Source organism: Vibrio sp. 99K-1, from assembly GCF_013114585.1.
GTDB classification, from domain to species: Bacteria; Pseudomonadota; Gammaproteobacteria; order Enterobacterales; family Vibrionaceae; genus Vibrio; species Vibrio chagasii_B.
On record NZ_VTXF01000020.1, the window covers coordinates 56,117 to 70,620 of the forward strand.

The 14,504-nt window shown below is 43.9% G+C and carries 9 protein-coding genes and 1 pseudogene; 6 read left to right on the forward strand and 4 right to left on the reverse strand.

Annotated features, from left to right (window positions below; genetic code table 11):
* Positions 1-3: 3 nt before the first annotated feature.
* From F0228_RS16620 to F0228_RS16640, 5 genes and pseudogenes are all read left to right on the forward strand, one after another.
* Positions 4-1,782 carry a transporter gene (locus F0228_RS16620; RefSeq protein ID WP_171730816.1) on the forward strand — a complete coding sequence of 593 codons (1,779 nt, stop codon included), beginning with the start codon at positions 4-6 and terminating at the stop codon, positions 1,780-1,782.
* 255 nt (positions 1,783-2,037) lie between these two features.
* Positions 2,038-4,116 carry a DUF4962 domain-containing protein gene (locus F0228_RS16625; RefSeq protein WP_171730815.1) on the forward strand — a complete coding sequence of 693 codons (2,079 nt, stop codon included), beginning with the start codon at positions 2,038-2,040 and terminating at the stop codon, positions 4,114-4,116.
* Positions 4,117-4,655: 539 nt separating this feature from the next.
* On the forward strand, positions 4,656-5,537 hold the full coding sequence (locus tag F0228_RS16630; RefSeq protein WP_105057251.1) for an NAD(P)-dependent oxidoreductase: 882 nt from the start codon (positions 4,656-4,658) through the stop codon (positions 5,535-5,537).
* A 1,134-nt stretch (positions 5,538-6,671) separates the two neighbouring features.
* Positions 6,672-8,183 (forward strand): annotated as a pseudogene (locus tag F0228_RS16635) (methyl-accepting chemotaxis protein); the annotation flags it as partial.
* Positions 8,184-9,197 carry a polysaccharide lyase family 7 protein gene (locus F0228_RS16640; protein WP_171730841.1) on the forward strand — a complete coding sequence of 338 codons (1,014 nt, stop codon included), beginning with the start codon at positions 8,184-8,186 and terminating at the stop codon, positions 9,195-9,197. It begins immediately after the preceding pseudogene.
* Positions 9,198-9,280: 83 nt separating this feature from the next.
* Here the strand turns inward: F0228_RS16640 and F0228_RS16645 are convergent, their stop codons facing one another.
* From F0228_RS16645 to F0228_RS16660, 4 genes are all read right to left on the reverse strand, one after another.
* Positions 9,281-9,937, reverse strand: a complete 657-nt coding sequence (locus F0228_RS16645) for a nitroreductase family protein (protein WP_171730814.1) — start codon at positions 9,935-9,937, stop codon at positions 9,281-9,283.
* A 221-nt stretch (positions 9,938-10,158) separates the two neighbouring features.
* A complete protein-coding gene (locus F0228_RS16650; RefSeq protein WP_171730813.1) occupies positions 10,159-11,526 on the reverse strand; it encodes an MATE family efflux transporter in 1,368 nt (455 codons plus the stop codon).
* 148 nt (positions 11,527-11,674) lie between these two features.
* On the reverse strand, positions 11,675-12,397 hold the full coding sequence (locus F0228_RS16655; RefSeq protein ID WP_171730812.1) for a FadR/GntR family transcriptional regulator: 723 nt from the start codon (positions 12,395-12,397) through the stop codon (positions 11,675-11,677).
* A 158-nt stretch (positions 12,398-12,555) separates the two neighbouring features.
* Entirely contained in the window at positions 12,556-13,332 is a 777-nt protein-coding gene (locus F0228_RS16660) for an SDR family NAD(P)-dependent oxidoreductase (RefSeq protein WP_171730811.1), read from the reverse strand.
* 342 nt (positions 13,333-13,674) lie between these two features.
* On the opposite strand from F0228_RS16660, the gene F0228_RS16665 reads away from it, so the two are divergent.
* Complete coding sequence (locus tag F0228_RS16665; RefSeq protein WP_171730810.1) at positions 13,675-14,394, forward strand: FadR/GntR family transcriptional regulator; 720 nt, start codon at positions 13,675-13,677, stop codon at positions 14,392-14,394.
* Positions 14,395-14,504: the final 110 nt, after the last annotated feature.

Consider the following 14,504-nt stretch of genomic DNA (forward strand, 5'->3'; position numbering starts at 1 on the left):
ACGATGGAACTCAACACGATTATTGTCGGCATTTATTTCCTATTCTTGATCGCGATAGGTTGGATGTTTAGAACATTTACAAGTACCACCAGTGACTACTTCCGCGGGGGCGGTAACATGTTGTGGTGGATGGTTGGTGCAACCGCCTTTATGACCCAGTTTAGTGCATGGACATTCACCGGTGCGGCTGGTAAAGCGTATAACGATGGTTTTGCCGTCGCGGTTATCTTCGTAGCGAATGCATTTGGCTACTTCATGAACTTTGCATACTTCGCTCCAAAATTCCGTCAACTACGCGTAGTAACTGTAATCGAAGCTATTCGTATGCGTTTTGGTACGACGAACGAGCAAGTATTCACTTGGTCTTCAATGCCGAACAGTGTTGTTTCTGCGGGTGTATGGCTAAACGCACTGGCAATCATCGCTTCTGGTATCTTCGGCTTCGACATGACAGCCACAATCTGGATTACTGGTTTGGTTGTATTGGCGATGTCAGTAACAGGTGGTTCATGGGCGGTAATCGCATCTGACTTCATGCAGATGGTTATCATCATGGCAGTAACCGTGACATGTGCTGTTGTTGCTGTTGTTCAAGGTGGCGGTGTTGGTGAAATCGTAAATAACTTCCCAGTAGCGGAAGGCGGTTCTTTCCTTTCTGGTAACAACATTAACTACCTAAGCATCTTCAGTATTTGGGCATTCTTCATCTTCGTTAAGCAGTTCTCTATTACTAACAACATGCTTAACTCTTACCGTTACCTTGCGGCTAAAGACTCAAAGAACGCGAAGAAAGCAGCGCTACTGGCGTGTGTGCTAATGCTTTGTGGTGTATTCATCTGGTTTATGCCTTCTTGGTACATTGCAGGTCAAGGTGTCGACCTAGCAGCAGCTTACCCAGAAGCAGGTAAGAAAGCGGGTGACTTTGCGTACCTATACTTCGTACAAGAGTACATGCCAGCAGGTATGGTTGGTCTTCTCGTTGCTGCTATGTTTGCCGCGACAATGTCTTCAATGGATTCTGGTCTAAACCGTAACTCAGGTATTTTCGTTAAGAACTTCTACGAACCAATCGTTCGTAAAGGCAACGCTACAGAGAAAGAGCTTGTAACGGTTTCTAAGATTACTTCTGCCGTGTTTGGTATCGCTATTATCCTTATCGCACAGTTCATTAACTCGCTTAAAGGTTTGAGCTTGTTCGATACAATGATGTATGTGGGCGCACTTATCGGCTTCCCAATGACAATTCCTGCGTTCCTTGGCTTCTTTATTAAGAAGACACCGGACTGGGCTGGTTGGGGTACGCTAGTTGTCGGTGGTTTCGTTTCTTATTACGTAGGTTTCGTTGTTAATGCTGAAATGGTGTCGTCAGTCTTCGGTCTGGAAGAACTAACAAGCCGTGAATGGTCTGATGTTAAGGTTGCTATCGGTCTGGTTGCGCACATTACTCTGACAGGTGGTTTCTTCATCCTATCAACTCTGTTCTACAAGCCATTAACTGAGAAGCGTCAGGCTGACGTTGATAAGTTCTTCGGCAACCTAGCAACGCCACTTGTTGCTGAGTCAGCGGAACAGAAGAAACTAGACAACAAACAGCGTGAGATGCTTGGTAAACTTATCGCAGTAGCGGGTGTTGGTATTATGCTGATGGCAATGCTTCCAAACCCAATGTGGGGAAGTCTGGTCTTCATCCTATGTGGTGTGATAGTTGGCGGTGTTGGTATGCTGCTAGTTAAAGCTGTCGATGATGGTGGCAAGCAAGCGAAAGCGGTCACTGAAAGCTAATACGTAGAAAATGTTTAATAGAATGCGATGCTCGATAGGGCATCGCATTTTTTTGCTTTGCAAAGATGGAGCATCTGCATGGATTGGGGGCGAGCAGCATAACAGGGAGCGCTTGCTCTGGAGTACAACATCAGACCTAAATCACGAAAACTGTAAAAAAGTGTTCAATCGAATCGAAACAGATTTAATTGTCCTACAATAAGACGTATATTGTTGCTAATTCCTTTCAGTCAACTTGAATATAAGTGAGTTAGAATGAGCGACCAAAAATCTCTTGATGCAATCAGGAAGATGAAGCTGGAGAATGACACTTCAGCAGGTAATCTTGTAGACCTACTCCCTATCGAAGTACAAAAACGTGACTTCGACCTATCATTCCTAGACAACTTGAGCGAAGCACGTCCACGTCTTCTTGTTCAAGCTGATCAATTAGAAGAATTCAAAGCAAAAGTGAAAGCTGATGAAGCTCACTGCATGTTTGATGATTTCTACAACAATTCTACGGTTAAGTTCCTTGAGACAGCACCTTTTGAAGAGCCTCAAGCGTACCCTGCGGAAACAGTAGGCAAAGCTTCTTTGTGGCGTCCTTACTGGCGTCAAATGTACGTTGATTGCCAAATGGCACTGAACGCGACACGTAACCTTGCAATTGCAGGTATCGTGAAAGAGGACGAAGAGCTAATCGCAAAAGCGAAAGCTTGGACTCTAAAACTGTCTACGTACGATCCAGAAGGTGTGACTTCTCGTGGCTACAACGATGAAGCGGCGTTCCGTGTTATCGCAGCAATGGCTTGGGGTTACGACTGGCTACACGCTTACTTCACAGACGAAGAGCGTCAGCAAGTTCAAGATGCTTTGATTGAGCGTCTAGACGAAATCATGCACCACCTGAAAGTGACGGTTGATCTACTGAACAACCCGCTAAACAGCCACGGTGTTCGTTCTATCTCTTCTGCTATCATCCCAACGTGTATCGCGCTTTATCACGATCACCCGAAAGCAGGCGAGTACATTGCCTACGCATTAGAATACTACGCAGTGCACTACCCACCATGGGGCGGTGAAGACGGCGGTTGGGCTGAAGGTCCTGACTACTGGAACACGCAAACTGCATTCCTAGGTGAAGCATTCGACCTATTGAAAGCATACTGTGGCGTAGACATGTTCAATAAAACATTCTACGAAAACACAGGTGACTTTCCGCTTTACTGCATGCCTGTTCACTCTAAACGTGCGAGCTTCTGTGACCAGTCTTCAATTGGTGACTTCCCAGGTCTAAAACTGGCTTACAACATCAAGCACTACGCAGGTGTTAACCAGAAACCTGAGTACGTTTGGTACTACAACCAGCTTAAAGGCCGTGATACTGAAGCTCATACGAAGTTCTACAACTTCGGCTGGTGGGACTTCGGTTACGATGATCTTCGCTTCAACTTCCTATGGGATGCTCCAGAAGAGAAAGCACCATCAAACGACCCTCTGTTGAAAGTATTCCCAATCACTGGTTGGGCTGCATTCCACAACAAGATGACTGAACGTGATAACCATATTCACATGGTATTCAAATGTTCTCCGTTTGGCTCAATCAGCCACTCTCACGGTGACCAAAACGCATTCACGTTGCATGCATTCGGTGAAACGCTGGCGTCAATCACTGGCTACTACGGTGGTTTCGGTGTTGATATGCACACCAAATGGCGTCGTCAAACGTTCTCTAAAAACCTGCCACTATTTGGCGGTAAAGGTCAGTACGGCGAGAACAAGAACACAGGTTACGAAAACCACCAAGATCGTTTCTGTATTGAAGCGGGCGGTACAATCTCTGACTTCGACACAGAATCTGATGTGAAGATGGTTGAAGGTGACGCAACGGCATCTTACAAGTACTTCGTTCCTGAAATCGAATCTTACAAGCGTAAGATCTGGTTTGTTCAAGGTAAAGTATTCGTAATGCAAGACAAGGCAACGCTTTCTGAAGAGAAAGACATGACTTGGCTAATGCACACAACTTTCGCAAACGAAGTGGCTGATAAGTCTTTCACTATCCGTGGCGAAGTAGCGCACCTAGACGTGAACTTCATCAATGAGTCTGCTGATAACATCACTTCAGTTAAGAACGTTGAAGGTTTCGGTGAAGTAGACCCATATGAGTTCAAAGATCTTGAGATCCACCGTCACGTTGAAGTGGAATTCAAGCCTTCTAAAGAGCACAACATCTTGACGCTTCTTGTTCCAAATAAGAACGAAGGTGAGCAAGTTGAAGTGTCTCACAAGCTTGAAGGCAACACGCTACTGCTTAATGTTGATGGTGAAACGGTTTCAATTGAACTGTAATTCGTTGAATTAGCAGCTAGATACCAAAAACTCCGGGCCAAAGCTCGGAGTTTTTTTGTTTGCACAGAACAGGCAGTAGCCTACAAGGTGGGAAGAGGTAGCGTTGGTTAGTTAGAGGCTAAGTAGCAAGAGTGCCAGGCTTAGTAAGTGGCGACAAAACTTTGGTTTAAACCTCGTGTTCAGTAAACCTTACCAAGGCTAGGGCAGTGACTGTCTTCCAATAATTTGTCAATTACTGACAGTGGGCAGCCTTAACCTTGTCTGAAAAAAGGGACGGCAGGTTAATAATCGTTATTGGAGTGGCTTATTCTCATTAATCGTATGACATTTAGAGTACGTTATTTCATCAACAGGCTATTTTTTGATTGGTATATCGCTCTTGTAAGTACAAAGCGTGACCATATTTTCTCGTAAAGTGAATCCCCGTCACAACTTGCGTCTAAGCATTGAAGGATTACCCTAAAACTATTGCGTAACGGAAAAGACGTCGTTATTATAATGACCATATAATCATACAATACTATATTTGGAGTTTGAACATGACTAAACCTGTAATCGGTTTCATTGGCCTAGGTCTTATGGGCGGCAACATGGTTGAAAACCTACAAAAGCGCGGCTACCACGTAAACGTAATGGATCTAAGCGCTGAAGCTGTTGCTCGCGTTACAGATCGCGGCAATGCAACTGCATTCACTTCTGCTAAAGAACTAGCTGCTGCAAGTGACATCGTTCAGTTTTGTCTTACAACTTCAGCTGTTGTTGAAAAAATCGTTTACGGTGACGACGGCGTTCTAGCTGGCATCAAAGAAGGCGCAGTATTAGTAGACTTCGGTACTTCTATCCCTGCTTCTACTAAGAAAATCGGCGCAGCTCTAGCTGAAAAAGGCGCGGGCATGATCGACGCACCTCTAGGCCGTACTCCTGCACACGCTAAAGATGGTCTTCTGAACATCATGGCTGCTGGCGACATGGAAACTTTCAACAAAGTTAAACCTGTTCTTGAAGAGCAAGGCGAAAACGTATTCCACCTAGGTGCTCTAGGTTCTGGTCACGTTACTAAGCTTGTAAACAACTTCATGGGTATGACGACTGTTGCGACTATGTCTCAAGCTTTCGCTGTTGCTCAACGCGCTGGTGTTGATGGCCAACAACTGTTTGACATCATGTCTGCAGGTCCATCTAACTCACCATTCATGCAATTCTGTAAGTTCTACGCAGTAGACGGCGAAGAGAAGCTAGGTTTCTCTGTTGCTAACGCTAACAAAGATCTTGGTTACTTCCTTGCTCTTTGTGAAGAGCTAGGTACTGAGTCTCTAATTGCTCAAGGTACTGCAACTAGCCTACAAGCTGCTGTTGACGCAGGAATGGGTAACAACGACGTACCAGTAATCTTCGACTACTTCGCTAAACTAGAGAAGTAATCGACGTACGACCTCGCTCGGGTATTGCCTGTCATTTAGGCGGCGATACCTCAGCGAGGTTCGTTTTTATCTGAACAAGTCTTATCTATAATCCTGTTTTATCCTCGCTCCCTGTTTTATCCTTAATACCAGTTTGCTCCCACGGTTTCACTCTCCCTCGTAAAGCCAGCTGTCATCAGTATTAATTTTCTCGTTCTACTTTTTTACTCTTGTTGTTCTATCCAATCCAAACTTTACCGGTTTCGACTTTTAATTATGTATATCAACGCTCTACGCCACCATAAACCTATCGTTGTAGATGCGCTTTGTTAGACAGGAGCTGACACTCTATTTTTACACAAACAAGTACCTAAAACTGACAATAATGGGTGACACTTCGCGCCCTAGATCGATAACTAAAACCCGAGTAATCAGCAACAAATAAAAAAAAGCCCACATAGCTGGTGACTATGTGGGCGTATTCGGACTAGCCGTCTGGAAAAACAAATGAACAATACCAGTGAATAACGATTAACGAGATCCCCCGACAGTTTCTACATTAAGCGTGTTCAATGACCTTAAAGCGAGTCGCTTCAATTACCACTTCGAATTGTACAAAAGCATCCAGAAAGAACTTAAGTTATGATTCAAATACACCATACATCAAGAGTTATTGTATTACAAATGAATCTTGAGGTTGAATGCCTTTAGTGAATAGTTAAAGAGTGAAAATGTGAGGTGATGCTCGTTTTTGATTCGACGAGTTCGTGTCGACAAGGTTATTTCAGTGAAGCGCTATATTGGTGAGGTTGGAAGTTAACTATCTGTAATTAGATCGTTTTTTCGTGTCACCTTGCTTGGCTATACTCGGAGTGTATTCCAGATTCATAAATGATAACTATGTCACAAGGTGTTTTTAACTACTTTTAATATATCAAGATCGCTCACAGAAAATGCCAGCTAATTAAGCATACAATATTAATTAAATTGGTGATTGTGACTATGGGCGGTATGGGTGAGTTTCGCTGACCGTACCATTGAAAATAGAAGGAATGACCGTCTCGTTTGGGTGGGAATAACAGGTATAGGTTGATAGGGATGATAAGTTTTAAGGATTCTAAGCTGTCTTTTGGGTTTAAAGGAAAATTGATTTTGATGGTCGCTATCGTCAGTTCCAGTGCCTTGGCATTTACGAACTGGTTTACGCTTAGCCTGGCCACTGATCAAGTAAACCAAACGATTTATAACGAGATTGATCACTCGTTAACGATAGAAATTAATCAGATTGAAAGCACCGTCCAGCGCACCATCGATACGGTCAATTCCGTTGCACAAGAGTTCATGAAATCCCCATACCAAGTACCAAACGAAGCGCTGATGCATTTTGCCGCTAAACTCGGTGGTATTGACAAGATTGTAGTGGGTTTTGATGATGGTCGGTCTTACACTTCTCGTCCTTCAGAGTCTTTCCCCAACGGTGTTGGAATCAAAGAAAAATACAACCCAACGACTCGTCCTTGGTATCAACAAGCGAAATTGAAATCAGGTTTATCTTTTAGTGAGCTGTTTTTCACTAAGAGTACTCAAGTGCCTATGATTGGTGTGACTTACACCTATCAAGATCGCGTCATCATGGCAGACATTCGATTTGATGATTTGGAAACTCAGCTCAAACAGCTAGATAGCATCTACGAAGCCAAAGGTATCATTGTGGATGAGAGAGGGATGGTAATTGCATCCACAATAGAAAACGTGCTTCCACAGAGCAATATATCTTCTGCTGACGCCTTAATGAAACTCAATGAAGCTATCGAACGACCGGACCAATTCATTGAAGGTGTGATTGATGGTAATCAGCGAATCTTGATGGCTAAGAAGGTCGATATTGGCAGCCAGAAAGAGTGGTACATGATTTCAAGTATTGATCCTGAACTTGCGCTCGATCAGCTGAATGGTGTGATGTCGGATGCTCGAATGCTGATTATTGCCTGTGTGTTGGGGTCGGTCATATTGATGATTTTACTCCTGAATCGTTTCTACCGCCCAATCGTGTCATTGCGTAAGATTGTTCACGACCTTTCTCAAGGTAATGGCGACCTGACCCAAAGGCTCGCAGAGAAAGGTAATGACGACCTAGGACACATCGCCAAAGACATCAACTTGTTCATCATTGGCTTGCAAGAGATGGTTAAAGACGTGAAATTCAAGAACTCAGATCTTGATACCAAGGTATTAAGTATTCGAGAAGGCTGCAAGGAAACCAGCGATGTACTGAAAGTTCATACCGATGAAACGGTTCAGGTGGTCTCTGCGATTAATGGATTGTCCGAGGCTTCAAGTGAAGTCGAGAAGAACTCACAGTTTGCGGCAGAAGCAGCGCAAGATGCGGCCGTGTCCAGTGATGAGACTAAGCAAATTAACACTGTGACCGAAACGTACATCAGTGATCTTGAGAAGCAAGTTTGTACGACGTCGGATGATATTCGTTCTATGGCCAATGAAACACAGAGCATTCAGTCGATAGTGTCTGTGATTGGTGGTATTGCTGAGCAAACCAACTTGCTTGCGCTGAATGCATCCATTGAGGCGGCGAGAGCAGGCGAGCATGGTCGAGGTTTTGCTGTCGTGGCTGACGAAGTCCGTGCGCTAGCAAACCGAACTCAAATTATAGCTTTGCTATCAGCAGTTCCTATTGTGTCGTTTGCAAATAACGGTGTGTCTTATCCAGTTCCCGCTGATAAGTTTGATATGCGTAATTGGAAAATAACGATCCCTTCAGATATTAATGAAGATGGACGTGTTGATGAAATCGAAGGGGTAGCCATGATGAGCTACTCACACAGCGATTTCTTCCACCTTGATAAAGACGGTAATCTTGTCTTTGAAGTACAAAACCAAGCGATTACCACGAAGAACTCGAAAAACGCACGCTCTGAATTACGCCAGATGCCACGCGGTGCTGATTTCTCGATCGATACGGCTGACAAAGGAAACCAGTGGGCATTATCGAGCCACCCAGCAGCGAGTGAATACAGTGCGGTTGGTGGAACGCTAGAAGCGACGCTAAAAGTGAATCACGTTGCGATTAACGCTAAGCACCCTGAAAGGTACCCAGCTCACTCAGTGGTTGTTGGTCAGATACACGCGAAGAAACACGATGCTTTGATCAAAGCAAAAACAGGTTACGGCCACGGTAACGAACCACTAAAAATCTTCTATAAGAAGTTTCCTGATCAAGAGATGGGCTCAGTCTTTTGGAACTATGAACGTAACCTAGAGAAGAAAGATCCTAACCGCGCTGATATTGCTTACCCAGTTTGGGGCAATACTTGGGAAAACCCAGCAGAGCCTGGTGAAGCGGGGATTGCTCTAGGTGAAGAGTTCAGCTATAAAGTGGAAGTGAAGGGTACAATGATGTACCTAACATTTGAAACAGCTCGCCACGATACTGTTAAGTATGAAATCGACTTGAGCAAGGGCATCGATGAACTTGATTCGCCAACAGGCTATGCGGAAGATGACTTTTACTATAAAGCGGGTGCGTACGGTCAATGTAGTGTAAGCGACTCTCATCCAGTTTGGGGCCCGGGTTGTGCAGGCACTGGCGATTTCGTTGTCGATAAAAAGAACGGCGATTACAACAGCGTGACTTTCTCAGCACTTAAGCTGAACGGCAAGTAGTCGAGAATAGATAAATAGATAATATGAAGGCCACTAACTAAGCGTTAAGTGGCCTTTTTTGTGTTCGCTGTTTAAATGTGCATTTAAATAACTTTGAACACTTCGTCTAGCGGAAGTCGAGCTTTAGGAAGACCGTGATTGTAGTCTTCGCCTTCAAGGAAGTACCCCATTGCCAATGCAACTTCACATACATGCCCGTCCAGCTCTTCGCTAAATTCTTGTCCAATCAAATCCATATCGACTCCTTCCATCGGCGTCGAACCTATCTCAAGTCTCGCGAGAACGTGTAGGGCATTACCGAGTGCTAGGTAAAGCTGTGCCTTAGTCCAGTTACCGTTAAAGCCTGCTTCGTCGGTATTGAGATCGGCAAATGCGTAGCCACCATTGAGCATGTTGTCGTGCATCTCTGCTGGTAAGTGACCCGATTCCACTTCAACATCCACTCGATGTGCGTATTTCTCTTTGGTGTAGTGCGGATCGTAAGCGAAAAGAATGATGTGTGAGGATTCAATCGCATGGTGTTGGTTGAATTGGAATTTGATAGCAAACGTATCGTGGAAACGTTGTTTTGCCTCTTCGCTCTCTATCAGAATGAATTTCCATGGCTGTGAGTTGATAGAAGAAGGGGAAAGGCGGATAGCTTCTTTGATGATCTCGATTTTTTCCGATGAAATGCGCTTACTAGGATCGTATTTCTTTACCGTGTAGCGATGATGAAGGTCTTGAATAATGTCATGCATAGTGTGTTCACCCATTCTTTTAGCGATTAACTGAAACCGAATTATTGGGTGTTTACGATTCAAAAAAGATGCGGTCGATAGCCCAATAAATGCTTACCTTGAAAGTAGTACAACCTTGCCAAAGGACAAGGTTGTATTCAGAGAGCTTAGACAGATCTTTGATATCTTTTAGAGATAACTCTGACCCTTAGAGTTAGTTGGGTACGAACGACATACCATCACTAGTCATACATCAACTCATTGGCCTTGTTTGCATCAAACTCTTTAAGAGACTTGCGCGCCAAATGACGGAATGGGAAGGCTTTGACTATCTCTTCGAATGGTTGGATGGCAAATGCCCAAAAGATAGAGCCGTCTAAACCAAAGATGATCAACGCACACAGTGGGATTGAAACGACCCATTGACCTGTAAAGTTGATTTTGAAGACTGCGGTCGTTTTTCCTAGTGCTCTTAATACGTGTCCGTGAACGGTGTTGTAACCACGAACGATTGGCAAGAAAATGTAGAGTGGGGCAATAACGGCCAGCGCTTGATAAGTCGAGGCGTCAAGATCTGGGTAAATATCGCCAATCACCAAACTTAAACCTGCAAACATCACCGCACAAACCACAGAGATACCCACCGCAACATCAATACTGGTATCAACGTTTTTGGTTAGGTCATCCATTTTCTTCGAACCGATCGCCTGGCTGATCGTAATTGCGGAAGAATGAGCCCAAGCCGTAATGAATTGAGTACCGGCACGTATCCACGGCATCACCAAGGTGATCGCTACATAGGCGTTAATGTTGAGTTGTGAGTACAACAACTGATAGATCGTCGCGCCAATCGAAAGCATAGTTACGTTCGCTGCGACCGGGAATATCTCAATGAAGTGACGACGGATGTTAGTGATGAACTCTGACTTTTCAGTATCCAGTTTCAGAGATACGGACGAATCGTAATGCACACACAGAATCAAATACACAAGACGAATCGTAATGGCGATAACACTACCTAGTGCTGCACCTTGTACACCAATGCCTTCAAAATTAGAAAAACCATGAATCAGCACATATGAGAGTACAGCATTGATAGGCAGTTCAATTAAGTAACCTTTGAATGGGACTTTAGTTCTGCCCAGTCCATTAAACAAGGCAATGATTACTTGTGTTAAGGCTGTGAAGATCACTAGATATTTTGAGATGTCTAGATAGCGGCTGATTTCTAAGTGGAGGGAAGCGTCGTCTGTTAATGCTTGGATTAGAGGTTGTTCAAAAAAGGTCAGCAGAAGCCAAAACAGTGTTGCTACGCCAAGGTTGATAAATAACCCTGCCCAAAATGCTTTAGATAATGACGCGGCGATGCCAGAGCCCACTGCGCGGCTTAATACTAACTGAGTACCGTTTGCCAGCGCCATTTGAATTCCCAGTACAAAGGCAACGATAGTCGTCGCAATCCCCATTGCAGCTAAAGGGATTTCACCAAGAGGAGAAACCAGCAACGTGTCGATCATCAACATCGACTGCATCAAGATACCGTTTAAGGCGAGGGGCCAGGCGAGAGAGAAGTTTTTCCTTACGTACGATTGCGAAGACACAAACAACACCTTATGTGTATAACCGTAAGCTTTCTCTGAGACGACCCGACTTCAAGGTTTAAAGATGAAACACTACGGTATGGATGGTAAAAAATTGGACGCTAAAATGTGACTGACTCGTGTATTGAAATACACGAGTCAGTTTGGTAAATCTTGGTTATGCGATGGCGAGTTCAACCCGAGACAGCTTTTGGTTTTCATCGTCTAGTAACACTTGTGAGGCTATTCGAGCCTGCTGAGCGTTACCCGACATAATCGCGTCGTATATCGCTTTGTGTTCTTCTAAACAGAAGCGACCGCCTTCGGCTGAATGGTCGATGAACTGCTTGAAGATTGTCGACAGAATGTTCGCGAATGGGATGTAGAACTGATTACCTGTCGATAAGAAAATCGTTTGGTGAAACAGGTGATCGTTGGTTGTCCACTCTTCATAATCAAAGCTATTGGCCGCAATGGTCATCTTTTGGAACAGAATCGAAAGCTCTTTGCGTTGTTCTACCGTTGCGTTGGTTGCTGCTAGCGCACACGCTTCTGGGTCAATCGCTTTTCTTAAGCCTAAGAACTGAGACAAGAAGGGTTTGGTGTCTTCTAAGTCTTGAATCCAATACAGCAATTGCGGATCTAAGAAGTGCCATTGCGTTCTTGGTTTGATACGAGTGCCTACTTTGGGCTTTGACTCAATCAACCCTTTTGCTGAAAGTAGCTTAGTTGATTCGCGAAGGGCAGTTCTACTCACTCCGAAGATATCACATAGATCCATTTCACTGGGTAACTTCTGATTCTCTTGTAACTCGCCAGATAAGATCTTACGAGCAATTTGTCTCGCCACTTGAACATGAATTCGGCGGCTTGAATCTTCCACCAATGTAAATATTGACATTTAAACCACCTGAAATTGAATCTTTTAAAACAAAAAAAGCCAGACGAATCTGGCTTTTAGTGTCAGTGTATACGTCTAATATAGCGTGAGGTTTATCCTCATCTATCTCGGTCTTTGGAACCTATGTAATGTGTAACTTATTGTGCTACCTACCTACACTAAGGCGTAATTTGCCCACCGTTTACATCTAGGATTTGCCCCGTGATGTAACCGCTGCATGCGTGTGATGCAAAGAAAGCAAAAGTCGGTGCCACTTCTTCGATATTGCCAAAGCGCCCCATTGGGATGTTGCTAGCAATATTCGATTTCAGCTCGTCGCTTTTACCATCGTGAAATGCAGTATCGATAGTACCCGGAGAAACAATGTTGAAACGGATATTGTCTTTCGCAAACTCTTTCACCCAGTTACGGTGAATGTCGTGTAACCACGCTTTTGAAGCTGCATAGATGCCAGCACCCACACCGCCACCTTCACGAGCCGCAATCGACCCCGTGCTGATAACACACGATGTTTGCCCCGACTCAGCAGCAGAAGCACGTAAGTGGGGGATAGAGAACTTGGTTGTCATTAATGCAGAGCGAACGTTGAGATCCATAACTCGTTCATAAAACTCGTCATCGATACTTTCTAGATTTGCACGACCGCCTAAGCCACCTGCGTTATTGATCAAGACATCCATGCCACCAAAATGCTCGGTGAACTCTTTTACTAATCTTTCGCACTCTGATGTGTCCATCAGATTTGCTGGGAAAAACGCAACATCGCCACCCAGTGCAGTGAGTTCTGTTAGTACGTCATCCACTTTTGGGCTGAAAGCACGACTATTGATGCCAATCTTTGCACCATACTTTGCAAAAATACGTGCGGTAGCTAAGCCCATACCAGCAGTAGAGCCAGTAATTAGAATGCGTTTGCCTTTTAAATCGTTAAACATCAGAGTCGCCTATATTGTAGATTATTTGCGTTAATAAATCATACAATAACACTTGCCATATTCAAGGGTGTTCATCTCAAAACCGATCATTAACGACATAAATAGTGAGAGTAAGAGTGGTTTTGTGAGTTCGCGCATACTCAAAAAGTGTAAATAAGAACTATTTGTATGAATAAATAGATTGAAGAGGTCTAATGTGTTGAATAGGGGTAAGATGAGTGAAATATTGCTCTAGACTATATCAGGAGTGACCTCACGTTATTCTTATACTGAGTTGGTGCAGGTATAAATCGGTGATATAGTCCGGGTTAAATAATACATATCTAATAAGTAAGTAGACACATGGCTGGCTCTTTCAATTCGATTTCAGGCTCTAAGCGAAGCCTTCATGTGCAAGTTGCACGTGAAATCGCTCGTGGTATTTTGTCGGGCAATTTGCCTCAAGGTTCTATTATCCCTGGTGAAATGGCTCTGTGTGAGCAATTTGGTATCAGTAGAACAGCATTAAGAGAAGCGGTGAAACTTCTGACTTCAAAAGGTCTACTAGAATCTCGTCCTAAGATTGGTACTCGTGTGGTTGACCGCGCATTCTGGAACTTTCTTGATCCACAATTAATTGAATGGATGGACGGACTGGCAGATACAGACCAATTTTGCCATCAGTTCTTGGGATTACGTCGAGCGATTGAACCAGAAGCGTGCGCACTAGCTGCTCAGTTGGCGACTGCTGAGCAACGCATTGAACTATCGAGTATTTTTCAACAGATGGTTGAAATATCGAGTGCGGACGTGTTTGATCAAGAGAGCTGGCTAGATATCGACATGAAGTTTCATAGCCTGATTTTTAACGCCACGGGTAATGATTTTTACCTGCCGTTTGGCAATATCCTAACGACGATGTTTGTTAACTTTATTTCTCACTCTTCTGAAGAGGGAAGTACGTGTATTAACGAACACCGCCAAATTTATGAAGCAATCATGGCGGGTAACAGTGACAAAGCGCGCCAAGCGTCGGCAAGTCACCTGTTGGAAACGAATCACAGATTACCAGTGGCTAGCTGATTGTTTTAAAAAGCTTTAGTTTTAAAAAGTTATAGTTTTAACAAGATTTTGGTTTATAAAAAGACAGTGATTTAAAAATCTTAGTTAAAGCAAACTGACACCTAAAAGCA